Here is a 26,981-nt window from a genome sequence, read left to right on the forward strand (position 1 = left end):
CGAAGGACTGCCGTGGACGCCGCCGTTCACCCGAACGGCGGTGTCCCGGGCGGCCGGAGTACGCGCGAGTAGTTGGCCGCGCAGCGGATTGCCCACCCGAATAGGGTGGGAAGGCTCCTCCGGTACTACCCCGCCACTACTCAGGTATCCGACTCGCACCACCCCCGCAGGCCCACCTCCCCACACTCTCCGCCCACCCTCGTTGACGCGGACAGGAGCGGTCATGCCCGCCACACAACGCCCGTCGGCACCCCCGACACCCCGTCCCGAACCGGAGCGACCCTCCGGTCCCCGAACCGTTCCCCCGGCGGCCTCCCGACCGGACGCGCCACCGGGCTCCCCGACGACGCCGGACTCCCCGGCGCCCGCCGCCCCGCCCCCCGTGACCGGCCGGATACCCGTGCTGGACATCCGCCCGGTCGTCCAGCGGGGCCGCAGGCCCGCCAAGGCGGTCACCGGCGAGACCTTCGAGGTCTCGGCCACCGTCTTCCGAGAGGGCCACGACGCCGTGGCCGCGAATGTCGTACTCAAGGACCACACGGGCCGCACGGCCCCCTTCACCCGGATGCGGGAACTCGCCCCCGGGACCGACCGGTGGGGCGCGGAGGTCACCCCCGACGCCCCAGGACTCTGGACGTACGCCGTCGAGGCGTGGAGCGACCCGATCGCCACCTGGCGGCACCACGCCCGCATCAAGATCCCGGCCGGGCTCGACGTCGAACTGGTCCTGGAGGAGGGGGCGCGGCTGCACGAACGCGTGCCCGCTAAGTCCACGGCCCTGGACGTCGCCGTCGTGGCTCTCAGGGACGACACCCGCTCCCCCGCCGACCGGCTGCGCGCCGCCCTCACCCCCGAGGTCGACGCGGTCCTCGCCGCGCATCCGCTGCGCGAACTGGTCACCTCCTCCGAGGAGCTGCCGCTGCTGGTGGAGCGGGAACGGGCCCTGTTCGGCTCCTGGTACGAGTTCTTCCCGCGTTCGGAGGGGACGCCGGAGGAACCGCACGGCACGTTCCGCACGGCGGCCCGGCGCCTCCCGGCGATCGCCGCGATGGGCTTCGACGTCGTCTACCTCCCCCCGATCCACCCCATCGGCAGGACGTTCCGCAAGGGCCGCAACAACTCCCTCACGCCGGACGCGGACGACGTCGGCGTGCCGTGGGCGATCGGCTCCGCGGAGGGCGGTCACGACGCGGTGCACCCGGCGCTCGGCACCCTGGACGACTTCGCGTGGTTCGTGGCGCGGGCGGCCGGTCTGGGCCTGGAGATCGCGCTCGACTTCGCGTTGCAGTGCTCGCCGGACCACCCGTGGGTCGAGAAGCACCCGGAGTGGTTCCACCACCGCGCCGACGGCACGATCGCGTACGCCGAGAACCCGCCGAAGAAGTACCAGGACATCTACCCCATCGCGTTCGACGCGGACCTGGACGGCCTGGTCGCGGAGACGCTGCGGGTGCTGCGGCACTGGATGGCGGTCGGCGTACGGATCTTCCGCGTCGACAACCCGCACACGAAACCGGTGGTGTTCTGGGAGCGGGTGATCGGCGAGATCGGCCGCACCGACCCGGACGTCGTGTTCCTCGCGGAGGCGTTCACCCGGCCCGCGATGATGCGCACGCTCGGCGAGATCGGCTTCCAGCAGTCGTACACGTACTTCACCTGGCGCAACTCCAAGGCCGAACTCACCGAGTACCTGACGGAGTTGTCGCAGGAGACGGCCGCGTCGATGCGGCCGAACTTCTTCGCCAACACCCCGGACATCCTGCACGAGTACCTCCAGCACGGCGGCCGTCCGGCGTTCGAGGCACGGGCGGTGCTGGCGGCGACCCTGTCCCCGTCGTGGGGGGTGTACAGCGGCTACGAACTCTGCGAGAACACGCCGCTGAAGCCGGGCAGCGAGGAGTACCTCGACTCGGAGAAGTACCAACTCCGGCCCCGGGACTGGGAGTCGGCGCCGAGCATCGCGCCGCTGCTCACGCGCCTCAACGAGGTCCGCCGGTCCAGTCCGGCGCTGCGGCAGCTGAGGAACCTGCGGTTCCACGAGGCCGACAAGGACGCGGTGCTCGTCTACTCGAAGACGTCCGGGTCGAACACGGTGCTGACCGTCGTCAATCTCGACCCCCACCACACCCAGGAGGCTACGGTCTCGTTGGACATGCCGTCGCTCGGCCTGGACTGGCACGAGCGGGTGCCGGTCCGCGACGAGCTGACCGGCGAGGTCTATCACTGGGGCAGGACCAACTACGTACGCCTGGAACCGGGTTCCCGGCCGGCGCACGTCCTCACGGTCCTGCGACCGTCCTACCCGCAGAGCGGAGGGTCAGCCACACGATGATGGTCAACGAACCCGTACCGGACACCTTCGAGGACACCCCCGCGAAGGACCGCGACCCCGAGTGGTTCAAACGCGCCGTGTTCTACGAGGTGCTGGTCCGCTCCTTCCAGGACTCCAACGGCGACGGCGTCGGCGACCTGAAGGGGCTGACCGCCAGACTCGACTACCTCCAGTGGCTCGGCGTGGACTGCCTGTGGCTCCCGCCGTTCTTCAAGTCGCCGCTGAAGGACGGCGGTTACGACGTCTCCGACTACACGTCGGTGCTCCCGGAGTTCGGTGACCTGGCCGACTTCGTGGAGTTCGTGGACGCCGCCCACCAGCGCGGGATGCGCGTCATCATCGACGTCGTCATGAACCACACGAGCGACCAGCACCCGTGGTTCCAGGAGTCCCGCAAGGACCCCCAAGGCCCGTACGGCGACTACTACATGTGGGCCGACGACGACAAGAGCTACCCGGACGCGCGGATCATCTTCGTCGACACCGAGGTCTCCAACTGGACCTTCGACCCGGTCCGCAAGCAGTACTTCTTCCACCGGTTCTTCTCCCACCAGCCGGACCTCAACTACGAGAACCCGGCCGTGCAGGACGAGATGATCTCGGCGCTGAAGTTCTGGCTGGACCTCGGCATCGACGGCTTCCGGCTGGACGCCGTGCCGTATCTGTACGCCGCCGAGGGAACGAACTGCGAAAACCTTCCTGCAAGCCACGAGTTCCTCAAGCGGGTGCGCAAGGAGATCGACGCGAGCTACCCGGACACCGTGCTGCTCGCCGAGGCCAACCAGTGGCCCGAGGACGTCGTCGACTACTTCGGCGACTACTCCTCCGGCGGCGACGAGTGCCACATGGCGTTCCACTTCCCCGTCATGCCCCGCATCTTCATGGCCGTGCGGCGCGAGTCGCGCTACCCGGTCTCGGAGATCCTCGCGAAGACCCCGGCGATCCCCTCGAACTGCCAGTGGGGCATCTTCCTGCGCAACCACGACGAGTTGACGCTGGAGATGGTCACCGACGAGGAACGCGACTACATGTACGCGGAGTACGCCAAGGACCCTCGGATGCGCGCCAACATCGGTATCCGGCGCAGGCTTTCGCCGCTCCTCGACAACGACCGCAACCAGATCGAGCTGTTCACCGCCCTGTTGCTGTCGCTGCCGGGCTCGCCGATCCTCTACTACGGCGACGAGATCGGCATGGGCGACAACATCTGGCTCGGCGACCGGGACGCGGTGCGCACCCCGATGCAGTGGACGCCGGACCGCAACGCGGGCTTCTCGTCCTGCGATCCGGGCCGGCTCTACCTGCCGACGATCATGGACCCGGTCTACGGCTACCAGGTCAGCAACGTCGAGGCGTCGATGTCGTCGCCGTCGTCGCTGCTGCACTGGACGCGCCGGATGATCGAGATCCGCAAGCAGAACCCGGCGTTCGGGCTCGGCTCGTTCACGGAACTGCCGTCCAGCAACGCGGCGGTGCTGGCGTTCCTGCGGGAGGCCCCCGTGTCGAAGGACGGCGGGGACGACGTGGTGCTGTGCGTCCACAACTTCTCGCGGTTCGCGCAGCCCACCGAGCTGGACCTCAGCCGGTTCGGCGGACGGCATCCGGTGGAGCTGTTCGGCGGGGTGCGGTTCCCGGCGGTCGGTGAACTGCCGTACCTGCTCACGCTCGCGGGACACGGTTTCTACTGGTTCCGGCTGCGGGGGAACCCCGGCTGACGCCTCCGGCAGAAGGTCCGGGCGGGGCGGTTTCCGCCGCCCCGCCCGGGGCACGCTCACTCACACCCCTACCCCTTCGGCCCGTTCGGGTCCCCGGGGAAAGGACGACGTCATGGTGGACACGGCTCTGCGTCCCGGCCCCGACCTGCTCCGGTCGCTGGCCCCCCTGCTGCGCGAATGGCTGCCCCGGCAGCGGTGGTTCGCGGGGAAAGGGCTGCCGGTAACCGGTTTCACCCCGGTTTCCGTGACGGAGCTACTGCCGACCGGCGGACGCCTCGCCCTCCACCACGTCCTGGCCCGCGCGACGCAGGGCGACGGCCCCGGTGACTGCTACCAGCTCCTCATCGCCGCGCGCGAGACCCTGCCGCCGCATCTGGCGCCCGCCCGGATCGGCGAGGTCGACGGCCGTACCTACTACGACGCCCTCCACGACCCCTGGCCGGCCGAGGTCCTCCTCGAAGCGATCCGCTCCGACGCCCGCGTGGGCGATCTGCGGTTCGCCCGCACCCCCGGCGCCGAGATCCGCCCCGGCCTCGTCCCCCGCATGGTCACCGCCGAGCAGTCCAACTCCTCGGTGATCTATGGAGATACGTTCATCCTGAAGCTCCTGCGCCGAGTCGTCCCCGGCGTCAACCCCGACCTGGAACTCCCCCTCGCCCTCACCCGCGAACACTGCGACCGCGTCCCCGACCCCGTCGGCTGGATCAGCGCCGAGGTCGGCACCGAGCCCTGGGTCCTCGGCGTGGCCCAGCGGTACGTCCCCGACGCGGTGGACGGCTGGGAACTCGCCCTGCAAGGGGTGGGCAAGGAACTCGGGGAGTTCGAGACAGGGGCGTACGACGCCGACGGGTACGACACCGTCGAGCGCACCGGCGCCGACGGGTACGACGCCTTCGAGCCGCCCCCCGCCACGCCTCCCGACGCCACACCTCCCGACGCCCGGCGGACCGGCGCCCCGGACGCCCCCGGCGTGCTCCCGCCGCCCGGCCGAATACGCGGGCCGGCCGACCGGAACTCCGCCGACGGCCGGGGTCTCACCGCGGACGACCGGGAGTTCACCGACGTCCCCCTCCCCCCTCACGCCCAGCCCGTCCGCTTCGCCGAGGACGCCCGCGCGCTCGGCCGGGCCACCGCCGAGGTGCATCAGGCGCTGGCGCGCGCGTTGCCGACCGTCACGCTCGGGCAGGCCCAACTGGGGCCGCTGGTCGAGGGGATGGTGCGGCGGCTGGAGGCGGCGGTGGCGGCGGTGCCGTCGCTGCGGCCGTACGAGGCGGGGCTGCGGACGGCGTTCGGGGCGCTCGGGGAGCTGGCGGGCGAGGGGCACACCTGGGTGGCCCAGCGGATACACGGCGACCTGCACCTCGGGCAGTGTCTGCGGACGCCCGCCGGGAGGTGGCTGCTCATCGACTTCGAGGGGGAGCCCGCGCGGCCCCTCGCCGAGCGGCGGATGCCCCAGCCGGCCGTGCGGGACGTCGCCGGAATGCTGCGGTCGTTCGACTACGCGGCGCACTCCGCGGAACCGCCCGTACCGCAGTGGGCGACGGCCTGCCGGGCGGCGTACTGCTCGGGATACGCGCAGGTCACCGGCGTCGACCCGCGCACCGACCCGGTACTGCTGCGGGCGTACGAGACCGACAAGGCGATCTACGAGGTGGTGTACGAGGCCCGGCACCGCCCCGACTGGCTCCCCGTCCCCCTCTCCGCGATCCGGCGGCTCGCCGCACACGAACCCACCTGACCCCCTCGACTCCCCTAGCCCCCTTCGCCCCCCTTCGCCCTCTCTCGCTCCCCTTCGACTCACCTCGACTCCCCAGGAGGCCCCGCCCGTGACGTCCGGTGCGCCGAACCCGAAGAAGAAGCCGGCCGCGAAGAAGGCGGTGCCACAGAAAGCGGCGCAACAGAAAGCGGTGCCACAAAAGGCCGCGGCGAAGAAGGCGACGCCCAAGAAGGCCCCGGCGAGAAAGTCGCCTCCCGAGGAGACGCCCGCCGCGCAGGCCACCGCGCGGGCCGCCGTACCGCCCCCCGTCCCCGCGCCCCCCTTCGACCCGGCCGTCCCCCGCCCCGACCAGGACCGGCTCCTCACGGGCACGCACCACGCCCCGCACTCCGTCCTCGGCGCCCACCCGGCCCCCGCCGGCGGGACCGCGATCCGTGCCTTCCGTCCGTACGCCCGCGCGGTCACCGCCGTCACGCCCGACGGCATCCGCCACCCCCTGCAAGACGACGGAAACGGTTTCTTCTCGTTGCTGCTGCCGGACCCGGCCCCGGCGACCCCCGCCTACCGCCTGTCGATCGAGTACGACGGCACCACGCACGACACCCACGACGCCTACCGCTTCCTCCCCACCCTCGGCGATCTCGACCTGCACCTGATCGGCGAGGGCCGGCACGAGCAGCTCTGGACGGCGCTCGGCGCGCACCCCACGACCCACGACGGCGTCACCGGCACCCGGTTCGCGCTCTGGGCGCCGAACGCGCGGGGCGTCCGTATCGCCGGCACCTTCAACTTCTGGGACGGCACCGGCTTCCCGATGCGCTCCCTGGGCTCCACCGGCGTCTGGGAGCTGTTCGTCCCCGGCATCGGGGAGGGCGAGCTGTACAAGTTCGAGATCACCCGCCCCGACGGTTCGAAGACCCTGCGCGCCGACCCAATGGCCCGCCGCACCCAGGTTCCGCCCCAGACGGCGTCGATCGTCACGGCCTCGCACTACGCGTGGGGCGACGCCGACTGGCTGGCGCACCGCGCGGACACCCCCGTCCACGAGGCCCCGTTCTCGGTGTACGAGGTCCATCTCGCGTCCTGGCGCCCGGGGCTGACGTATCGTCAACTGGCAGATCAGCTCCCCGCCTACGTGCGCGAACTCGGCTTCACGCATGTCGAGTTCCTCCCCGTCGCCGAGCACCCCTTCGGCGGCTCGTGGGGCTACCAGGTCACAGGCTTCTACGCGCCGACGGCCCGCCTCGGCTCCCCGGACGACTTCCGGTACCTGGTGGACGCGCTGCACCGGGCCGGGATCGGCGTCCTCATGGACTGGGTGCCGGCCCATTTCCCGCGCGACGACTGGGCGTTGGCCGAGTTCGACGGGCGTCCGCTGTACGAGCACGAGGACCCGCAGCGGGCCGCGCATCCCGACTGGGGGACGCTGGAGTTCGACTACGGGCGCCGGGAGGTGCGCAACTTCCTGGTGGCGAACGCCGTGTACTGGTGCGAGGAGTTCCACATCGACGGGCTGCGCGTGGACGCGGTCGCCTCGATGCTGTACCTGGACTATTCGCGCGAGCCGGGGCAGTGGTCGCCGAACGCGTACGGCGGCCGGGAGAACCTGGACGCGGTGGCGTTCCTCCAGGAGATGAACGCGACGGTCTACCGGCGCTGCCCGGGGGTCGTGACGGTCGCCGAGGAGTCCACGGCGTGGGACGGCGTGACGCGGGCGACGGACTCGGGGGGCCTCGGGTTCGGCCTGAAGTGGAACATGGGCTGGATGCACGACTCGCTGGACTACATGGCCCACGACCCGGTCCACCGCGCCTACCACCACGGCGAGATGACGTTCTCGATGGTCTACGCGTACAGCGAGAACTACGTGTTGCCGATCTCCCACGACGAAGTGGTGCACGGCAAGCGGTCGCTGGTGTCGAAGATGCCGGGCGACTGGTGGCAGCAGCGGGCGAACCTCCGCGCCTACCTGGCCTTCATGTGGGCCCACCCCGGCAAGCAACTCCTCTTCATGGGCCAGGAGTTCGCGCAGGGCGCGGAGTGGTCGGAGGCGCACGGCCCGGACTGGTGGCTCCTGGACCCGGCGTACGGCGCGGAGGCGGACCACCGGGGGGTGCGGGACCTGGTCCGCGACCTGAACGCGGCCTACCGCGCGCATCCCTCGCTCTGGCAGCGCGACACGACCCCGGACGGCTTCGAGTGGATCGCGGGCGACGCGGCCGACGACAACGTCTTCGCGTTCCTGCGCAGGGCGGCCGACGGCACCCCCCTCCTCGCGGTCACCCACCTCTCCCCCACGGTCCGCCCCGACTACCGCGTCGGCGTCCCGGACTCGGTCCCGGCCTGGACCGAACTCCTCAACACCGACTCGGCGGTGTACGGCGGCAGCGGGGTCGTCCACCCCGACGAGCTGAAGCCGGAGTCGACGCCGTGGCACGGCCGCCCGGCGTCCCTCACCCTGACCCTGCCCCCGCTGTCGACGGTCTGGCTGCGCCCGGCGTAGGCCGTCGCGCGTCCACGGGCGTCAACTCTCCTTCTTCGCCCCGAACATGACCCTCCGCAAAGCCGCCAGCAGCCCCTTCCCCTCGGCCCCCGGCTCCCGCGCCGGCTCGGCCCGCCGGATCACGGTCCCCGGCGCCAGCTCGTACCGCACGGGCAGCACTCGCAGCCCCCGCACGACCGCGCCCGATCTCCAGGGCAACTGGTCGTGCGGGAGGGCGAGTTCGAGTCTGGTGAAGTGGTCGAAGAGCTTGCCGACGGCGGTGGTGACCAGCAGGGTGCCCAACTCGCGGGCAGCGGTGGGGCATTGGTGGGGTCCGGCGCCCCAGCCGAGGTGGGCCCGGGTGGAGACGGTGGAGCCGACCATGTGGGAGGCGCCGATCTCCAGGAGGTCCTGGTGCGCGGCGGCGGCCGAGGGGCAGACGACGTCCCCCGCCCGGATGAGGTAGCTCCCGAGCCGGGTGTCGCGGGCGGCGAACCGGAAGCACATGTTGGCGACCGGCGGATTGGCGAGCGCCGCCCGGTTGACGGTCTCCCCCAACTGCCCGGCGGACAGGCTGCGCCGGACGGTCGCGTTGCCGCGCAGCACTTCGAGGAGCGTGTTGAGGACCATGTTCCCGGTGATGTCGTTCAGGTACACGGCGTGCATGAACAGCTCCCGGCCGAGCTGTTCGTCGCTCAACTCGGGGTCGGCGAGCAGGAGATAGGAGGTCAGGTCGTCGCCGGGGCGGGCCCTGCGGTGGGCGGCGAGCCGGGTGAAGGCGCCGAGGGCGCGGGCGGTGGCGGCACCGGCGTCGGGTCCGCCGTCGAGCATCCGCCAGAGGTCCATGACGAGTTCGTCGCCGAGGTCGACGGGGCAGCCGAACAGCTTCGTGGTGACCATGAGGAGCAGCGGCCGGGTGTACTGCGCGCCGAGGTCGGCGTGGCCGGTCGTGCCGGACTCGGCGGCGAGCAGGGTGACCAGTTCGTCGGCGTACTTGGCGACCGCCGTGCGCAGTTCCCAGCCCTCGGGGCTGCGGGCGTTCTGGAAGGGGCCGAGGGCGGAGTGCAGGACGGTACGGGCGGACTGGTGCTCGTCGCCGTCCATGAACATGGTCTGGCGGACCTCGTACCCGGCCAGCAGGGGCCAGTCCGGCGGGAGTTCGCCGTGGGCGCGGGCCCGCCAGTACCGTACGTCGCGCCGCCAGAGGGTGTCGTTGCGCAGCACCTCCAGGACGTCCCGGTAGTCCAGGACGAGCCACACCGGCACCCCCATCAGCCCGACGGGCGCGACGGAGCCGTAGGTGCCGCGCAGCCGGGTGTAGACGGCGCCGGGGTCGGCGTCGAACTCGGCGGTGAGCAGCGGTTCCACGGGGAGGGAGCCGAGGGCGGGGCCGTCGGCCGGTGGGGTGGGGTGTGCGGGGGTGTTCATGTGCCCACGCTTACCGCACCGGCCGTGCACGCGCAGTGACGCTCACATGAACTGTTACGCCGGTGTGATCCCCCGTGACTCAAGTGTCCCGGCGAGCGCCTTCGGCAGCTCATCGGTATGGACCACGCCGAGCCGCTGGGTGGCCCGGGTGAGCGCCACGTACAGGTCGCTCGTGCCGTACGCGCCGGGTTCGACGACGAGGACGGAGTCGAATTCGAGCCCCTTGGACTGGCGGGGGTCGAGGAGGACGACAGTCCGGGTGAGGTCGGGTTCCGTCCCGGCCGTGACGCCGTCGAGCCGTGCGGCGATCTCCTGGTGCAGGGCGCGCGGCGCGACGACCGCCAACCGGCCCTCGGTGGGCGTGAGTTCGGCAACCGCCTTCTCCACGGCGGCCGGCAGGTCGTCCGTGCGCCAGGACCAGGGCCGGACTCCGGTGGCCCGTACGGACCTCGGGGGTTCGAAGTCGGGCCGCTCGGCGCGGACGACGGCCGCCGCGACGTCCATGATCTCGGCGGGCGTGCGGTAGTTGACGCCGAGCCGGGCGTGTTCCCAGCGGTCCTCGACGTAGGGGCCGAGGATGCCCTGCCAGGAGCCGACCCCGGCGGCCTCGGCGGTCTGCGCGGGGTCGCCGACCAGGGTCATGGACCGGGTGGGGCTGCGCCGCATGAGCAACCGCCAGGCCATCGGGGAGAGTTCCTGCGCCTCGTCGACGATGATGTGCCCGAACGCCCAGGTCCGGTCGGCCGCCGCGCGCTCGGCGGCGCTGCGGAAGTCCTCCTCCTCCTGCCGTTCGGCGAACCGTTCGGCGTCGATGATGTCGTGCGCCGACAGCACCTCGGAGTCCTCCTCGTCCTTGTCCTCGAACTCGTAGGTCCGGGACGCGTAGGAGACGTCCAGCACGCCCTGTGCGTAAGCGACCTGCTCTTCCCGTTCCCGGTCGGCCAGCTCCCGGGCCCGGCGTTCGTCGATGCCGAGGAGTTCGGCGAGTTCGTCGAGCAGCGGGACGTCCGCGACCGTCCACCCCCGGGTGACCGGGCGCCTGATCGCGGCGGCGTCCTCGTCGTGGACGTACGCGTCGGGCTCCGCGAGGAAGTCGGCCAGGACCCGGCGCGGGGTCAGCAGGGGCCACAACCGCTCGATGGCCGACCAGACTTCGGGGTTCTCGGCGAGTTCGTCGCGGATCTGCGTGATGTCGCTCGCGTCGAGGAGGCTGCTCCCGTCGTACGGGTCGGTGCCGACGCGTTCGGCGTACAGCTCGGTCAGTGTGTTGAGGATGTGCCCCTCGAAGTGTTCGCGGGCCACGTTGTGCGGCAGCCGCGCGGCCCGGGTGCGTTCGCGCGCGACCTTCACCAACCCGTCGTCCAGCATGAGGACTTCGCGGTCGTGGACGACGGCGATCACCGGATCGGGCAGCGCCTGCCGGTCGCGGACGACGGCGGCGAGGACGTCGGCCATCGCCGGACTCCCCTTCACCGCGGCCGACTCGGGGGTGTCGGTGGCCGTCGCCTTCACGCCCGGGTACAGCTCGCCGACGGTCGCGAGGAGCACGCCGGTCTCGCCGAGCGCCGGCAGCACCTCGCCGATGTAGCCGAGGAAGGCGGGGTTGGGGCCGACGATGAGGACGGCCCGCTTGGCGAGCAACTCCCGGTGTTCGTACAGGAGATAGGCCGCGCGGTGCAGGGCGACGGCGGTCTTGCCGGTGCCGGGGCCGCCCTCGACGACCAGGACGCCCTTGTGCGGGGCGCGGATGATCTCGTCCTGTTCGGCCTGGATGGTCTGCACGATGTCGTTCATGCGGCCGGTGCGGGCCGCGCCGAGGGCGGCGAGCAGGACGGCGTCGCCGGTCGGGTCCTCGTGGCCGGTGCGCTCGTGGTCGCCGAGGTCGAGGATCTCGTCGTGCAGCGCGGTGACCGTACGGCCGTCGGTCGTGATGTGGCGCCGTCGGCGCAGGCCCATCGGGGTGTGGCCGGTGGCGAGGTAGAAGGGGCGGGCGACGTCCGCGCGCCAGTCGATGAGGACGGGGGTGCGCTCGGCGTCGTCCAGGCGCAGCCCGATCCGGCCGATGTGGTGGACGTCACCCTTCGCGAGGTCGATCCGGCCGAAGCAGAGCGAGCCGTCGACCGCGTTCAGCGCGGCCAGCAGGCCCGAGCGCTCGGCGACCAGGATGTCCCGCTCCAGCCGCGCCTGCATCGGGGTGTTGCCCTGGGCGAGGGCGGTGGTGACGGACGTCTCGGTGTCGCCGCGCAGGGCGTCGACCCGCGCGTACAGGCCGTCGATGAATTCCTGCTCCGCGCGCATTTCACCGTCTTGAAAGTCGGTGTTTGACAATTCCACTCCCGGCCGGATATACTGTGCTCGTCGAGCTTCTTCTGTGATTTCCGTGAAGGAAGTCACGAACCATTGAATATACGCCGTGAAAACCCCCGAGCGCAATCTCGCTCGGGGGTTTTCCGCATTCCGGGATGCGGTCAGTTCTTCGGCTTCGCCGACAGCTCCGCGCCCTGGCGATAGCCCGGCCGCGCCAGGTGGATCACGACGTGGCTCGCGGCGGGCGGGTTCGCCGTACCGCCCTGGCCGTTGCACATCGACTTGCGCTCGTTCGCCGTCATCGGGCGGGAGTCGACCGTGGCCGTCGAGAACTGCATCTCGTCGGGGTCGTACTGGGTGAGCGTCGGGTACGCGTACCACTCGTAGTGGCCGTGGCGGCGCTTCGGATAGTTGATGACCATCCGGCCCGTCACCCGCTGATAGGCGGGGGCGAGCGTCACCAGCCCGATGGAGTACGGCGGCACCTCGCCGTTGACCTCCTCGGTCTCCGAGGTGGAGTACGACCAGGAGTGGCCGTAACTCGTCTGGATCGAGGCGCTGAATATCTTCGACAGGCCCGCCTCGACGCCGGCCGAGACGCTGATGCTGTCCTCTTCCGTGCGGGACTCCGTCGTCTGGCGGCCGACGCCGACCTTCGTGGAGCAGGCGTGCACCGTCGAGCCGACCTGTCTGGCGGCGCCGGTGAACACCTCGCGCTTCGCCGGTTCGAACCGGCAGCGGTCCGCCTTGCCGAGGCCGTCCACGTTCTGCTGGCAGGACGTGAGCAGTGCCGACTGGTCGTACCAGTTGTCGTCCGCCGCGTGCGCGCCCGCCGCGCCGGCCAGCAGGAAACCGGTGGCGGCGAGCGCCGTGACGCCTGTGAAAAGCGACTTCACGTAAAGGGCCTTTCGTGGGGGGATGCGTGGGAGGGCTCCCACGTCCGATCGACCTGAAACGTATATCGATTTTCAGGGCGCCAGAAAGGTCGAAAAGGTAAAACAAAATCAAAGCGCGGGAAGTTCAATATTCATGCACTACTGGGCACAATCACCTCTTCGAGTTCCGCGAGAATCCGCCGCTTCGGTCGCGCCCCCACCATCGCTTTCACCGGTTCACCATTCCTGAACACCAAAAAGGTGGGCATGGAAAGGACTTTGTACGCGTTCGTCGTCAACGGATTGCGGTCCACGTCGAGTTGTACGACCTTCAGCCGCTCGCCCTCTTCCGACGCCAGCGCCTCCAGCACCGGTTTCATCTGCCGGCACGGGGGACACCAGTCGGCCGTGAACTCCACCAGCACCGGCAGTTCCGCCCGGATGACCTCGTCCTCGAAATTCCCGTCCGTCACGTCGATCACCATGTTCCGCCTCCCATTTCGCATTCCGGTTCCGTCAACTCCGCGGCGAGCGCGTCCTTGGCCCGCTCCGCGCGGTCGAGCTGTCCCGCGACCTTCTCCCGCACCGCCCGCAATTCCCCGATCAGCGCGTCGAGTTCGTCGAGCTTGCGGCGGTACACCGCAAGTGACGCCGGACAGGAATCCCCTTCCGGATGCCCCGCCCGCAGACACTCCACGAACGGCCGCGTCTCCTCCAGCTCGAACCCGAAGTCCCTCAGCGTCCGAATCTGCTGAAGCAGCCGCACGTCCTCCTCGCCGTACGCCCGATGCCCCTGCCCGTCCCGCCGCGCGGGGAGCAGCCCCCGTGCCTCGTAGTACCGCAGTGCCCGTGTCGTGGCGCCCGTGCGGGCGGCCAGCTCGCCGATTCGCATGTCCACGAACGTAGGGGTTGACGCGGGCGTCAAGGCAAGGGGGTTGGGGGTGGGGTGGCGTTCTGTGGAGTCGCGTGGGGGGCCTTCCTTGACGATTTCGCTGGTCGCGGGGGGGGCGGCCGGGCGATCGGCCTGACTGCGGGCGCGTCACGCGGGGATGCCGGCGAGCCGGTCGCGGAGGGGCACCTGACGGGTTGGGGGAAGGCGGCGGAGAGCCGGTGGCGGCGGAAGGCACGTTCTCCACCCGGCGTGGTCCGCAACCTGGCACGTTTCACCGCGAGGCCCATGCCGCCGCGAGGCGCCCCCATAGGATCGCCCCATGCCGCTGCGCCCCGCCCACATCAACATCAAGGCCCTCGACGCCCCGGCGGTCGGGCGGTTCTGGGCGCAGGCGCTCGGGTGGACGGCGTACGCCCCTGAAGTGACGACGTACGTCGGTCCCCCGGGCGGCCTCGTCTGGCCGGACCCGGTTGTCCTGGGCATCGATGTCGTCCCCGTCCCGGAGGCCAAGGCGGCGGTGAAGAACCGGGTCCACCTCGACCTCGCCACGAACTCCCCCGCGCATCAGCGCGAGTTGACCGCCCGCCTCCTGTCCCTCGGCGCGACGCCCGCCGACGTCGGCCAGGGGGAGGACGTGCCGTGGACGGTTCTCGCCGACCCCGAGGGCAACGAGTTCTGTGTGCTGGAACCCCGGGAGATCTACCGGGACACCGGACCGATCGCCGCGGTGGTCGTGGACTGTGGTGACCCGCGTGACATGGCCCGCTTCTGGGGTGCGGCGCTGGGTCGGCCGGCTCTCGAACTCGGCGACGATCAGGCGACGTTCCGCCCGCTGGAGGGGACCGGCCCGTATCTGGAGTTCCTCCGGGTGCCGGGTCCGAAGGCCGTCCCGGACCGGGTCCACCTCGACCTGCTGCCGTGTCCCGGCGAGGACAGGGCGGCGGCGGTGGACCGGCTGGGTGCCCTCGGTGCGGCCGGTCTGGACGTCGGCCAGGGGGACGCCGCGTGGACGTGTCTGACGGACCCGGACGGGCACGAGTTCTGCGTGCTGGCGCGGTAGCGCTAGGCGGTCACCCCGGCAGACTGCTCGACCTCCAGCAGTGAGGCACTCCGCCGTTCCTCCTCGAAGGCGCGGCGCCCGCCCCGGAGTCCGAACAGGCGTTTGGCGACCGCGATGTAGAGGACGGCGAGGAGGTTCAGCACGAGGGTCGCGATCTTCAACGCGCTGACCCGCTCGGTGAGTTCGTAGATCTCCAGCGGGAGGAAGGCGGCGGTCGCGACGACCGTCAGATACTCCGCCCACCGCTTCGCGTACCAGAGCCCGACCGCCTCGACGAGCTCGATCAGCGCGTAGGCGAGGAGGAGGACGGCGACGAGGACGAGCGTGCTGTGCCGGTATCCGAAGACCTTCTGCACCGAGCCGACGACCGGGGAGTGGTCGAGGTCGTAGTGGAAGTGCCGGAAGACCGGCCGGAAGACGTCCAGATACTCGTCGAACAGCCTGCGCACCGAGTCCTGGCTGTTGCTGAACTTCCACACGGCGACCGCGACCAGCACGATGAACACCCCGCGCACGGCCCGCTCCACCGCCAGGAACCGCAGGATGAACAGATCCCGCAGCACCTTCCCCCGCGCCACGAGCGGCGCCTCGGCCGCCGGCCCCGACCCGTGCGGCTCCCCCAGCGCGAAGTCCCCGCACCGCAGACACCGCCACGCGTCCCCCAGCACGGTCACCGCGTGCAACCGCTCCGCGAACCGGCCCTCGTCGGGCGCGTAGGTCACATGCCCCTTCCGCGCACACGTCCGCCGGTCCCAGTCGATCTTCATCCCCCGCGCCTCCACACGTCTACCGGTACTTCCAGGCGCGGAGGCTAGCCGTCCCAGGTGAGAACTCGACGTGAGAATCAGCGCGCCGCGCTGTCGGCGGTCCCCTTCTCAAGAACCGCTGCCTCTTTCTCAGCAACCGTTTCCACAACAGCCCCCTCACCGGCGCCCTCCCTCGGCTTCCGCGGCAGCAGCACCGTCACCAGCACCGTCCCCACCCCGAGAATCACCGCCCCGATCAGACTCGTGTGCGCCACCGCGTCCGAGAACGACGACCCGACCGCGTCCGCCATCTGCCGCGCGCCCTGCGCGAGTTCGGCCGCCTGTGCCTTCAACTGGGCCGCCTGCTGAGGGTCGGTGGCGTGAGCGGCGCGCACGGCGACCGCCTGGGCCTGCTCCGCGACCCCCTGCGCGACGGCGTATCCGGCGCCCACGGAGTCCTGCGCGGTGGACAGGGTGCCGGCGGAGAGCCCGCTGCCCTGGGCCGCGTCCGCGAGGTGGCCGGCGTACGAAGTCCCCAGCAGGGAACCGAGGATGGCGATCCCGAGGGAGCCGCCGAGTTCGAGGGACGTGTCGTTCACCGCGCCCCCGACGCCGAGTTCGGACTCGGGGAACGCGCCCATGATCGCGTCGGTGCAGGGCGAGAGGGCGAGGCCGATCGCCAGGCCGAGGATGACGAGGGGGGCGACGAGGTCGGCGTACGAGGACGCCGCGTCGATCCGCGTGAGCAGCGCCAGGGCCGTCGTACCGCCCAACATGCCCGCTCCGACGGTCCACTTCATGCCGAGGCGCGGGGTGAGGACGGCGGTGAGGGCGGAGCCCGCGAAGACCGCGCCGGCCAGCGGGAGCATGCGGACGCCGGTGTCGAACGCGTCGTAGCCGAGGACGAACTGGAGGTGCTGGGTGAGGTAGTAGAAGGCGCCGAAGACCGCGAGGAAGAAGAGGGCGACGGCGAGGTTGGACCCGGCGAAGCCGCGGTTCGTGAAGCGGCGGACGTCGACGATCGGGTGCGGCGTACGCAGCTCCCAGACGATGAAGAGGAGCAGGCCGGCCGCCGCCACGACCGCGGCGGTGACCGCCTTGGCGTGCCAGCCGAAGTGCGGGCCTTCGATGATCATGTAGACGAGGGCGGCGATCCAGACGACGGACAGCAGGCCGCCGACGTAGTCGACGCGGCCCTTGCCGTGTGCCTTCGACGGCGGGACCAGGACGAGGGCGCCGACGATCGCGAGGGCCGCGATGGGGACGTTGATCAGGAACGTCGAGGACCAGCCGTGGTCCTTGAGGAGCGCGCCCGCGACCAGGGGGCCCGCCGCGATGGCGACGCCCGCCGTGGCCGTCCAGAGGGTGATCGCCTTGGCGCGTTCGGCGCGCGGGAAGGTCGCCGCGAGCAGGGAGAGCGTGGCCGGCATGATCATGGCGGCGCCGACGCCCATCACGGCGCGGGCGGCTATGACGGTCGTCGAGGAGTCCGCGAGGTAGCCGAGGATCGCCCCGCCGCCGAAGACCGTGAGGCCGAGGACCAGGGCGCCGCGCCGGCTGTACTTGTCGCCCAGCGCGCCGAGGACGAGCATCAGCGCGGCGTACGGGACGGTGTAGCCGTCGATCACCCATTGCAGGTCCGCGCCGGAGAGGCCCAGGTCACGGGTCATGTCGGGGGCGGCGACCGTGAGGGCGGTGTTGGCCATCACGATGATCAGGAGGCTGAGGCAGAGGACGAGGAGCGCCCACCAGCGGCGGGCGTAGGGCCGCTCCGTCCCCTCGACCGGCTGGTTGATGACGAGTCGCATGGGGGGTCGCCTTCTTCGTAGCGGGCAGGGGTGCTTGCCCGTCGCCAGGCAATTGCACAACACTGTGAAAGTTACGCTCACTGCACAGACGTGTGCAAGTTGATCTGCACAGTGATGTGCAACTCATGGGAGGGCAGAATGACCGCCATGACCCCCGCGAGCCCGCCACCGACCCCACCACCAGCCACCGCACCCGCCCCCGCCGCAGGCACCCGCGCCGACGCCAACCGCCGCCGCATCCTCGACGTCGCCCTCGCGGAGCTGCTGCGCGACCCCGACGCCTCGATGGACCAGATCGCGCGCGCGGCCGGCGTCGTACGACGGACCGTGTACGGCCATTTCCCGAGCCGTGAGGCGCTGATCGCGACGCTCGTCGACGAGGCCGTCCAGTCGCTGGCGGCGGTGCACGACGCGGCCTGCGAGGGGGTCGACGACCCGGTGGAGGAGTGCGCGCGGTCGGTGCTGGCGGTGTGGACCGTCGCCGACCGCTACCGGCTGCTCGTCGCGCTCGCACAGCGGACGGTCACCGTGCAGGGCATCCGCGAGCGGCTCGGCCCGGTGCGCGCCGACACCGTACGGAGTCTGCAACGCGCCCTGGACGAGGGGCTGTTCGTGTCACCGCTGGGCGCGTCCGCGCTCGCGTACGTGCACGAGCAGATCCTGTTCGGGCTGATGGAGGCGGTGAACGACGGGCATCTCGACACCGGGGCGGCCGGGCGCTCGGCGGCGGTGACCGTGCTGGCGGCCTCGGGGGTGCCGGTGGGGGTGGCGCAGGAGCTGGTGGAGAGGGTGTCGCGGTAGACGCGTTTCAGCAACCGCATACCCCGGCAACCGCACGTCTCAGTAGCCGCGCGTCTCAGCAACCGCATACAGAAACCCCGGACCACAGGTGGTCCGGGGTTTCTGTCTTCTCTCTGCCGGGTGTCCGGCCCCGGTTCAGGCGGGGCCGGACACCCGGAGTCTCATGAGCGCGCGCTCACGCCTTGGCGAGTTCCTTCTCGCCGCCCGCGCGCTGCTCGCCCGCCTCATCGTCGTCGTCCGCGACAGCGGAGGCGTGCTCGTCGAGGAGGGTCTTCTCGTCGAAGGGCAGCTCGCCCGCGAGGACCTGCTGGACGCGCTCCTTGTCGATCTCCTTGGTCCAGGTGCCGATCAGGACCGTGGCGACGGCGTTGCCCGCGAAGTTCGTGAGGGCGCGGGCCTCGCTCATGAAGCGGTCGATGCCGACGATCAGGCCCATGCCGTCGACCAGCGCCGGCTTGTGGGACTGGAGACCGCCCGCGAGGGTCGCGAGACCGGCGCCGGTGACGCCCGCCGCGCCCTTGGAGGCGACGAACAGGAAGAGCAGCAGCGGGATCTGCTCGCTGAGGGCCATCGGCGTGCCCATGGCGTCGGCGATGAACAGGGACGCCATGGTCATGTAGATCATGGTGCCGTCGAGGTTGAAGGAGTAACCGGTCGGGACGGTGATGCCGACGACCGGCTTGCTGACCCCCAGGTGCTCCATCTTCGCGATGAGCCGCGGCAGCGCGGACTCGGAGGAGGAGGTGGAGAGGATGAGCAGGAACTCCCGGCCCAGGTACTTGAAGAGCGTGAAGATGTTCAGGCCGGTGACCAGCTTCAGGATCGTCCCGAGGACCACGAAGACGAAGAGGAAGCAGGTGATGTAGAAGCCGATCATCAGGACGGCGAGGCTCTTCAGCGCGTCGATACCGGCCGAACCGGTGACGGCGGCCATCGCGCCGAACGCGCCGACCGGAGCGGCCCACATGATCATCGCGAGGACGCGGAAGACGAGGCGCTGGATGTGCTCGACCCCGCGCAGGACCGGCTGTCCGGCCTTGCCCATGGCCTGGAGCGCGAAGCCGCAGAGCAGGGCGACGAACAGGGTCTGGAGGACCTCGCCCTCGGTGAACGCGGAGACGATCGTCTTGGGGATGATCCCGAGGAGGAACTCGGTGGTGTCCTTGGCCTCGGCCGCGACCTGCGACTGACCGGACTCGCGGACCGCCTCGGTGATGTGCAGACCGCTGCCGGGCTCCAGGATGTTGCCGACGACGAGGCCGATGGTCAGCGCCGCGAACGACATGACCACGAAGTAGCCGAGCGCGATCCCGCCGACGGCGCCGACCTTGGCGGCCTTGCGGACGGACCCGATGCCGAGCACGATCGTGCAGAAGATGATCGGGGAGATCATCATCTTGATCAGGTTGACGAAGCCGGTCCCGATCGGCTTGAGCTCGACGGCGAAGTCGGGGGCGATCAGACCGACGGCGATACCGAGGGCGACCGCGGCGATCACGGCGATGTACAGATAGTGGGTGCGGTCCCGCTTCACAGCGGGAGCGGCAGGTGCCGTATCGGGGGTGCTGGCGGCCACGGCTGCCCTCCTTGACGTCTTCGTCGGCATCTCACCGGCGTGCGGCTCACGTCCGGGGGATAAGGGGAATGCGGTGACTATCTCCCGCCCTGTGAGGGCGGTCACCCTTCCGTTCATTTAGTTCACGCCACGGACGGAAGGCAGACTGGCCACATGCACCTCCGCGTCCCCCGTCCCCGCAGCCTCGCCGGCCAGCTCTTCGGTATGCAGGCGGTGCTGATAGCGGTGGTCGTGGCGGGATACGCGCTGTTCAGCTACATCAGCGACGAGCGCCAGGCGGAGGACGCGGCACGCCGGCAGGCGATGGCCGTCGCCCGTTCGGTGGCCGATTCACCGTCGGTGCGGGAGGCGATCGGGACGGCCGATCCGTCGGGGACGCTCCAGCCGTACGCGCTCAAGGTCATGAAGGACACCGAGGTCGACTTCATCACGATCATGAATCCGAAGGGGATTCGATGGACGCACCCCGATCGGACGCAGATCGGGCAGAAGTTCCTGGGGCACATCGAGCGGGCGCTGAAGGGGCAGTCGTTCACGGAGAAGTACACGGGGACGCTGGGTGAGTCGGTGCGGGCGGTGACGCCTATCTGGGCGAGCGACGCGGCGGAGGCTTCAGGGGTCGGGGGCGATGATCGGATCATCGGCCTGGTGAGCGCCGGTATCAAGATCGAGGTGATCAGCAAGCGCGTACAGGAACAGGTCACCGCCCTCCTCGGCGTCGCGGGCGGGGCCCTCGCGCTGGGCGGTGTCGGTACGTACGTCATCAACGCGCGCCTGCGCCGGCACACCCACGGCATGAACGCCGGCGAGCTGAGCCGGATGCACGACTACCACCAGGCCGCCCTGCACGCCGTGCGCGAGGGGCTGCTCATGCTGGACGGGCAGTACCGGGTGGCGCTGATCAACGACGGCGCGCGGGAGCTGCTCGGGGTGGGAGCCTCCGGCGTCGTAGGGGACTCGGTCGCCGAACTCGGCCTCCCCGCGCCCCTCACCGGCGCGCTCCTCTCCTCCGAGCCCCGCGTCGACGAGGTGCACCTCACCGCCGACCGCGTCCTCGTCGTCAACACTTCCCCGGTCTCCGGCGGCGAGCGTCGCGGTACGGTCGTCACGCTCCGGGACGTCACCGAACTCCAGTCCGTCATGGGCGAGTTGAACTCGGAGCGGGGCTTCACGCAGGCGCTCCGCTCGCAGGCCCACGAGGCGGCGAACCGGCTCCACACGGTCGTCTCCCTGATCGAGCTGAACCGGGCCGGCGAGGCGGTCGAATTCGCCACCGCCGAACTGGAGTTGGCCCAGGCGCTGACCGACCAGGTGGTGGCGGCGGTGAGCGAACCCGTCCTGGCCGCCCTGCTGCTCGGGAAGACGGCCCAGGCGAACGAGCGGGGTGTGGAGCTGGAGGTCTCCTCGTCGAGCCGGCTGGACGACGGTGTCCTGCCCGAGTCCCTCCCGGCCCGAGACCTCGTGACGATCCTCGGCAACCTCATCGACAACGCCGTGGACGCGGCGCAGGGCAGCGTGGGCGCGCGTGTCTCCGTAACCGCTTACACAACCGACGCCGAGCTGATCCTCTCCGTCTCCGACACCGGCACCGGAGTCGCCCCCGACGACACGGAGCGCGTCTTCGAACGCGGCTTCAGCACGAAACCCTCCGGTCCCGGGGGGCGCGGTCTGGGCCTCGCTCTGGTACGACAGGCCGTACACCGGCACGACGGGACCCTGTCGGTGTCCGCCGCCGAGGGGGGTGGCGCGGAATTCGTGGCGCGCCTGCCGTTGCACGCGCCGGTCGCTGGAGGCAGAGGATGAGTGCGGGTGCGGGTGCGGGTTCAGGTACCGGTGGGGGCGCCGGAGCCGCGGGGTCGGGTGCGGGCTCGGGCGGTCAGCCGATCCGGGTGCTCGTCGTCGAGGACGACCCGGTCGCGGCGGACGCGCATGTCCTGTACGTCGGACGGGTGCCCGGTTTCGTCGCGGTCGGGAAGGCGCACACGGGCGCGGAGGCCCGGCGCCAGCTGGACCGTACGCCGGTGGACCTGCTGCTGCTGGACCTGCATCTGCCGGACGGGCACGGGTTGCAGCTGGCCCGTTCGCTGCGGGCCGCCGGGTATCACGCGGACGTCATCGCGGTGACGTCCGCGCGGGACCTGACGGTCGTACGGGAGGGCGTGTCGTTGGGGGTCGTGCAGTACGTACTGAAACCGTTTACCTTCGCGACGCTGCGGGATCGATTGGTGCGGTACGCGGAGTTCCGGGGAGCCGCCGGCGAGGCGAGCGGTCAGGACGAGGTGGATCGCGCGTTGGCAGCGCTTCGGGCGCCGAGTCCTGCGGCTCTGCCGAAAGGGTTGAGCGGGCCGACACTGGAGAGGGTGACCGGTGCTCTGCGAGAGGCCGGGGAGGGGTTGACTGCGGCGGGGGTGGCCGAGGCGGTGGGCATCTCCCGGATCACCGCCCGGCGGTACCTGGAGCATCTGGTGGAGGCGGGGAGAGCGGAACGCCAGCCGCTGTACGGGCAGGTGGGGCGGCCGGAGCTGGTGTACCGGTGGGTGCGGGGAGGACGCTGAGGCGGCCGGCCGGCACAGCCCTCACCGCCTTCGGCTCCCGCCCGGCACAGCCCTCACCGCCCCTTCGGCTCCCGCCCCACGCACCACCCCCTCCGTCAGGACTTCGCGTACACCACCACCTGCGCCCCCAGCCCCACCACCGTCAACGCCTCCACGCCCGACAGCACGACCAGCAGCGGCTGCCCGCCCGGGTCCACCCAGAACACCGCCAGCGCGGCGAGCGGTACGACGCAGAACGCCATGAGATCCACGGCGAGTTGAAGCCGTTTGCGGGATGCGCGCCGGGCGTCGCCCCGGTGGGCGGTCTCCCATCCGAACGCGGTCGACCCCGTGCCCGGTGAGGCGAGTTCGGCGAGGCGCGGGCCCAACTCCTCGCGTACGTAACGCCCGATCGCCGAGATCTTCTCGTCGTTGACGAGGTACGTCCACCCGAGGACCACGCACACCGGCGGCAGGGCGAGCAGCATCTCCGCCCGCTTCGCCTGCGCGGCGGCGGCGATCACGGCGGCGACGACGGTCAGCGTCACGTACAGCAGATTGTCCCGGAACCCGATCCGCGCCTTCTGCTCGTCCTTGATGCTCTCGTACTCCGCGAGCAGCAACTGCCCCACGGTCACGTCTTGTTCGGACATGTCCGTCCCGCCCCTTCCCCCGACGACTTGGCAGTACCTTAAAGGGGTGTCGCCCATCGCCGTGATCCTCACCGCCCTGCCCCTCGAATACGACGCCGTGCACCCGTACATCGAGGCCCCCGAGGAGATCGTCCTCTCCGACGGAACCCGCCTGGAAAAAGGCCGACTTGAGGGAACCGACTGGACCCTCGCCCTCGCGGAACTGGGCGTGGGCGCGCTGAACACGGCGGTCCTGGCGACGCGGATCATCAACGAACTGAAGCCCCGGGCCCTGCTGTTCGTCGGTGTGGCGGGCGGCCTCAAGGACGACCTCCGGCTCGGGGACGTCGTCGTGGGGACGAAGGTGTACGCCGTCCAGGGCGGCAAGATCACCCCCGAGGGCCACCAGGAGCACCCGGAGTCCTGGCACGGCTCGCACAGCCTCGTCCAGGCGGCCCGCTCCGCCCTGCGCGACCTGCGCCCCGGGGTACGCGGCCACCTCAAGCCGATCGCCTGCGGGGACGTGGTCCTGGCGGACCAGCGCTCCGACTTCGCCACCAGAATCCGCCGCTCCTACAACGACGCCTACGCCATCGAGATGGAGGGCTCCGGCGCCTCGCACGCGGCCCACCTCAGCGGCCGGTTGGACGCCCTGGTCATCCGCGGCATCAGCGACTTCGCGGACCCGGACAAGTCCTCCGCCGACGCCTCGGGTTCCCAGGAACTCGCAGCCGGACAGGCGGCGAAGGTCGCCGTCCAGATCCTCCGCAGGCAACAGCCCGGCTCTCAGGAGGGGCCCAAAAGCGCCGGAGCCGTCACCTACGCCGGCGACCACATCGACTTCCGCGGCGGCACCTTCCACGGCCCGGTCACCGGAAAGCAGACCGGCACCCCGTAACCACGGCCCGGTCCCCCGCGCCACCGCCACCCTCCCGCCCCGCCCGCCCGGCTTCACCGGCCGCGGCACCGAACTGGCCCGTCTCCTGCCCCACTTGAGTCCCGGCTCGACGACCACGCCCGTCCTCGTCTTCGCCGTCACCGGCATGGGCGGCATCGGCAAGACGGCCCTCGCCGTCGAAGCCGCGCACCACGCCCGCGCCCAGGGCTGGTTCCCCGGCGGCACCCTCTTCGTCGACCTGCGCGGCTACGACGACGACCCGGTCACCGCCGACCAGGCGGTGCTGGCGCTCCTCGACACACTCGGCGTCGAAGGCCGGGAGCTCCCCTCGACGGCGGACCGCCGGTACGACCGGTACCACGCGCTCCTGACCGCACGCACCGAGCCGACCCTGCTGATCCTGGACAACGCCTCGGACCCGTCCCAGTACCTCCCCCTCCTCCCGGCCACCGACCGCCACCGCACCCTCATCACCTCCCGCGACCGCCCCGACTCCCTGCCCCTGCGCCTGATCGACCTGGAGACCCTGGCTCCGGACGACTCCGTCGCCCTCCTCACCCGCGCCCTGCGCGACTCCGACGAACGCGACGAACGCCCGGCACAGGAACCGGCCGCGCTCCGTGAACTCGCCGCCCTGTGCGGCCACTTGCCGCTCGCACTCCAGATCGCGGCGGCGATGCTGCGCAGGCGCCGGGGCCGGGACATCGCGTCGCTGGTGACCGAGATCCGCGAGACCGGCGACACGGCGACCGTCCTGGACGGCGCGAACCCCGGCACGGACCTCCACGGCCGTTCCCTCGCCCTGCACCCGGTACTCGAGACGTCGTACCGCCGCCTGCCCGGCGAACTCGCGCGCCTGCTGCGGCTGTTGTGCGTGGCGCCGGGGACGGAGACGGGTACGGACGCGGTCGGAGCGCTGGCCGATCTCGATGCCGGGGCGGCCGTACGGCTGCTGGAGGACCTCTCGGCGAGGTGTCTGGTCACGGCGGTCGAGGGGGGACTGTGGCGGGTGCACGACCTGGTGCGGGCGTTCGGCGCCAAGGCGGTGGAAGAGGGGGAGGAAACAGCGGCCCGCGAACGGTTGTTGGGGTTCTACCTCCAGTGGGCGCGGGCGGCGGACACCTGGCTCAACTGGTACCCGGACGTGGTCGAACCCGATGTACTGGGCGACCGCACAGGGGCGTTGCGGTGGCTCGACGGCGAGCGGGCGGGACTGGTCGCGATGGTGCCGTGGGCTCTTCGTCACCGGCTCTCCGCCGAGGCGGCCAAGCTGGCGGCGTATCTGGCGAGCTACCTGGACGGGCGGCGGCACTTCGAGGACTGGCTCCTGGTCGCCACCGCCGCGCAGGAGGCGGCCGAGCGGATCGGGGAGCCGGACGAGGAGGCCGCCGCGTGGAGCTATCTCGGCAACGCCCTACTGCGGACGGGCGACACCGAGGAGTCGATCGCCGCGCACACCCGGTCCTGCGAGCTGCTCCGGACGTCCGAGGACCGCTACTACCGGGCCGCCTCGTGGAACAACCTCGGTGTCGCCCTGCGCGAGGCGGGCCGGCCGGACGAGGCCGCCGAGGCACACACCGAGGCCCGTGATCTGAGCCGGGAGATCCAGGACCGCCACCACGAGGCGATCACCTGGTGCAACCTCGGTGACGCCTTGCACGATGCGGGCCGGCTGGACGAGGCCATCGACGCCCACACCCGGGCGCGCGACATGTTCCGGTCGTTCGAGGACCGGCGGTCGGAAGCCTCCGCGTGGGAGGGGCTCGGCATGAGCCTGGTCCGAGCGGGCCGACCGGAGGAGGCCGTGAGGGCGTTCGAGGAGTCCTTGGCGGATCTCCAGGGCTTCGAGGACCCCTACGCCGAAGGCACCACCCTGAACCGCCTCGCCCGGGCCCGGGCCTCCGCCTCCCACCCCGCCGAAGCCCGCACCGCCTACCTCCGCGCCGCCGAAGCCTTCACCCGCGCCAACTCCCCCACGGAAGCGGCCGAAGCCCGAGCCGAAGCCGCCGGGCTGCCCGCCTGACCCGGGATCACGGCCGGGGTCTCATTCCGGCGCACGGAACCGGCTTCGGGCAGAGCGTCCGCGGAGGACGTCTGCCCGGACACCACCCCTAGAAGACCGACTCCGCCTCGTCCATCCGGTCGACGGGAACCCGCTTCAGCTCCGTGACCGCCTCGGCCAGCGGCACCATGACGACGTCGGTGCCGCGCAGGGCGGTCATGCGGCCGAACTCGCCGCGGTGGGCGGCCTCGACGGCGTGCCAGCCGAAGCGGGTGGCGAGGACGCGGTCGTACGCGGTGGGGGTGCCGCCGCGCTGGACGTGGCCGAGGATGACCGGCCGGGCCTCCTTGCCGAGGCGGCGTTCCAGCTCGCGCGCGAGCGCCGTGCCGATGCCGAGGAAGCGTTCGTGGCCGAACTGGTCGATCGCGCCCTTGGCGTAGTCCATGGAGCCCTCGGCGGGGTGCGCGCCCTCGGCGACGCAGACGACGGCGAACTTCTTGCCGCGGGCGAAGCGCTCCTCGACCATCTTGACGAGATCGGCGGGGTCGAAGGGGCGTTCGGGGAGGCAGATGCCGTGCGCGCCCGCGGCCATGCCGGATTCGAGGGCGATCCACCCGGCGTGCCGCCCCATGACCTCGACGACCATCACACGCTGGTGGGACTCGGCGGTGGTCTTGAGCCGGTCCATCGCCTCCGTGGCGACCCCGACGGCCGTGTCGAAGCCGAACGTGCGGTCGGTGGAGGAGATGTCGTTGTCGATGGTCTTGGGGACGCCGACGACGGGCAGCCCGGCGTCGGAGAGCATCCGCGCGGCCGTCAGCGTGCCTTCGCCGCCGATCGGGATGAGCGCGTCGATCCCGAACTCGTGGATCATGTCGGACGCGTTCTCGCAGGCTTCGCGCAGCCGGTCGCGCTCCAGCCGGGAGGAGCCGAGGATGGTGCCGCCGAGGGCGAGGATGCCGCTGACGGACTCCAGGTCGAGGGCGCGGTAACGGCCGTCGAGGAGGCCGGAGTAGCCGTCCTCGAAGCCGATGACCTCGTCGCCGTAGTTGTCGATCGCCCGGTGCACGACCGACCGGATCACTGCGTTCAGGCCGGGGCAGTCGCCGCCCGCTGTGAGGACTCCGATGCGCATCGTGCTGTGTCTCCTGCTCGCTGATGGGTACCGATGAGACT

General features: G+C 71.1%; 20 protein-coding genes. 10 read left to right on the forward strand and 10 right to left on the reverse strand.

Going from position 1 to position 26,981, the window contains the following annotated elements:
* The first annotated feature begins 223 nt into the window (after window positions 1-223).
* From ABZX85_RS01220 to glgB, 4 genes are all read left to right on the forward strand, one after another.
* Window positions 224-2,332, forward strand: coding sequence for an alpha-1,4-glucan--maltose-1-phosphate maltosyltransferase (locus ABZX85_RS01220; protein ID WP_355861370.1), 2,109 nt, complete (start codon window positions 224-226; stop codon window positions 2,330-2,332).
* Window positions 2,329-4,047: a maltose alpha-D-glucosyltransferase gene (treS, locus tag ABZX85_RS01225; protein ID WP_355861372.1), complete on the forward strand. Its 1,719-nt coding sequence runs from the start codon at window positions 2,329-2,331 to the stop codon at window positions 4,045-4,047. Before ABZX85_RS01220 ends, treS begins: the two co-directional genes overlap by 4 nt.
* 112 nt (window positions 4,048-4,159) lie before the next feature.
* A complete protein-coding gene (locus ABZX85_RS01230; RefSeq protein WP_355861374.1) occupies window positions 4,160-5,785 on the forward strand; it encodes a maltokinase in 1,626 nt (541 codons plus the stop codon).
* A gap of 88 nt (window positions 5,786-5,873) precedes the next feature.
* Window positions 5,874-8,267 (forward strand): 1,4-alpha-glucan branching enzyme, encoded by a 2,394-nt coding sequence (gene glgB, locus ABZX85_RS01235; protein ID WP_355861376.1) that lies wholly within the window; start codon window positions 5,874-5,876, stop codon window positions 8,265-8,267.
* 21 nt (window positions 8,268-8,288) lie between these two features.
* Here glgB and ABZX85_RS01240 read toward each other — a convergent pair whose 3' ends face one another.
* The 5 genes from ABZX85_RS01240 to ABZX85_RS01260 all read right to left on the reverse strand — a co-directional run bounded on the left by ABZX85_RS01240 (window position 8,289) and on the right by ABZX85_RS01260 (window position 13,748).
* Window positions 8,289-9,674, reverse strand: coding sequence for a cytochrome (locus ABZX85_RS01240; protein WP_355861378.1), 1,386 nt, complete (start codon window positions 9,672-9,674; stop codon window positions 8,289-8,291).
* A gap of 54 nt (window positions 9,675-9,728) precedes the next feature.
* A complete protein-coding gene (locus ABZX85_RS01245; RefSeq protein ID WP_355861380.1) occupies window positions 9,729-11,972 on the reverse strand; it encodes a UvrD-helicase domain-containing protein in 2,244 nt (747 codons plus the stop codon).
* A 170-nt stretch (window positions 11,973-12,142) separates the two neighbouring features.
* Window positions 12,143-12,877, reverse strand: a complete 735-nt coding sequence (locus tag ABZX85_RS01250; RefSeq protein ID WP_355861382.1) for a hypothetical protein — start codon at window positions 12,875-12,877, stop codon at window positions 12,143-12,145.
* Between the two features lie 131 nt (window positions 12,878-13,008).
* A complete protein-coding gene (locus tag ABZX85_RS01255; protein WP_355861384.1) occupies window positions 13,009-13,341 on the reverse strand; it encodes a thioredoxin domain-containing protein in 333 nt (110 codons plus the stop codon).
* Window positions 13,335-13,748, reverse strand: a complete 414-nt coding sequence (locus ABZX85_RS01260; RefSeq protein WP_355861386.1) for a MerR family transcriptional regulator — start codon at window positions 13,746-13,748, stop codon at window positions 13,335-13,337. Before ABZX85_RS01260 ends, ABZX85_RS01255 begins: the two co-directional genes overlap by 7 nt.
* 319 nt (window positions 13,749-14,067) lie before the next feature.
* Between ABZX85_RS01260 and ABZX85_RS01265 the strand changes: the two genes are divergently transcribed.
* Window positions 14,068-14,808, forward strand: coding sequence for a VOC family protein (locus tag ABZX85_RS01265; protein ID WP_355861388.1), 741 nt, complete (start codon window positions 14,068-14,070; stop codon window positions 14,806-14,808).
* Between the two features lie 2 nt (window positions 14,809-14,810).
* Here ABZX85_RS01265 and ABZX85_RS01270 read toward each other — a convergent pair whose 3' ends face one another.
* Window positions 14,811-15,575 (reverse strand): DUF2127 domain-containing protein, encoded by a 765-nt coding sequence (locus ABZX85_RS01270; RefSeq protein ID WP_355861390.1) that lies wholly within the window; start codon window positions 15,573-15,575, stop codon window positions 14,811-14,813.
* Window positions 15,576-15,652: 77 nt separating this feature from the next.
* The gene (locus ABZX85_RS01275) at window positions 15,653-17,362 is read right to left on the reverse strand and encodes an MFS transporter (RefSeq protein ID WP_355861392.1); all 1,710 of its coding nucleotides are present in this window, start codon (window positions 17,360-17,362) and stop codon (window positions 15,653-15,655) included.
* Between the two features lie 138 nt (window positions 17,363-17,500).
* Between ABZX85_RS01275 and ABZX85_RS01280 the strand changes: the two genes are divergently transcribed.
* Window positions 17,501-18,163: a TetR/AcrR family transcriptional regulator gene (locus ABZX85_RS01280; RefSeq protein ID WP_355861394.1), complete on the forward strand. Its 663-nt coding sequence runs from the start codon at window positions 17,501-17,503 to the stop codon at window positions 18,161-18,163.
* A 175-nt stretch (window positions 18,164-18,338) separates the two neighbouring features.
* On the opposite strand, the gene ABZX85_RS01285 is transcribed toward ABZX85_RS01280, so the two are convergent.
* Window positions 18,339-19,769 carry a cation:dicarboxylase symporter family transporter gene (locus tag ABZX85_RS01285; RefSeq protein WP_355861396.1) on the reverse strand — a complete coding sequence of 477 codons (1,431 nt, stop codon included), beginning with the start codon at window positions 19,767-19,769 and terminating at the stop codon, window positions 18,339-18,341.
* Window positions 19,770-19,892: 123 nt separating this feature from the next.
* Between ABZX85_RS01285 and ABZX85_RS01290 the strand changes: the two genes are divergently transcribed.
* Together ABZX85_RS01290 and ABZX85_RS01295 are read left to right on the forward strand one after the other, a co-directional pair.
* Complete coding sequence (locus ABZX85_RS01290) at window positions 19,893-21,542, forward strand: sensor histidine kinase (RefSeq protein WP_355861398.1); 1,650 nt, start codon at window positions 19,893-19,895, stop codon at window positions 21,540-21,542.
* On the forward strand, window positions 21,539-22,294 hold the full coding sequence (locus ABZX85_RS01295; RefSeq protein WP_355861399.1) for a response regulator: 756 nt from the start codon (window positions 21,539-21,541) through the stop codon (window positions 22,292-22,294). The genes ABZX85_RS01290 and ABZX85_RS01295 overlap by 4 nt, the downstream gene beginning before the upstream one ends.
* A 95-nt stretch (window positions 22,295-22,389) precedes the next feature.
* Here the strand turns inward: ABZX85_RS01295 and ABZX85_RS01300 are convergent, their stop codons facing one another.
* On the reverse strand, window positions 22,390-22,926 hold the full coding sequence (locus ABZX85_RS01300) for a hypothetical protein (RefSeq protein ID WP_355861401.1): 537 nt from the start codon (window positions 22,924-22,926) through the stop codon (window positions 22,390-22,392).
* A 46-nt stretch (window positions 22,927-22,972) separates the two neighbouring features.
* Between ABZX85_RS01300 and ABZX85_RS01305 the strand changes: the two genes are divergently transcribed.
* The gene (locus ABZX85_RS01305; protein WP_355861403.1) at window positions 22,973-23,803 is read left to right on the forward strand and encodes a 5'-methylthioadenosine/S-adenosylhomocysteine nucleosidase; all 831 of its coding nucleotides are present in this window, start codon (window positions 22,973-22,975) and stop codon (window positions 23,801-23,803) included.
* A 145-nt stretch (window positions 23,804-23,948) separates the two neighbouring features.
* On the forward strand, window positions 23,949-25,826 hold the full coding sequence (locus ABZX85_RS01310; protein ID WP_355862296.1) for a tetratricopeptide repeat protein: 1,878 nt from the start codon (window positions 23,949-23,951) through the stop codon (window positions 25,824-25,826).
* A gap of 88 nt (window positions 25,827-25,914) precedes the next feature.
* On the opposite strand, the gene ABZX85_RS01315 is transcribed toward ABZX85_RS01310, so the two are convergent.
* A complete protein-coding gene (locus ABZX85_RS01315; protein ID WP_355861405.1) occupies window positions 25,915-26,940 on the reverse strand; it encodes an ATP-dependent 6-phosphofructokinase in 1,026 nt (341 codons plus the stop codon).
* Between the last annotated feature and the right edge of the window lie 41 nt (window positions 26,941-26,981).

The organism is Streptomyces sp. NPDC004539 (assembly GCF_040610055.1).
Lineage (GTDB): Bacteria > Actinomycetota > Actinomycetes > Streptomycetales > Streptomycetaceae > Streptomyces.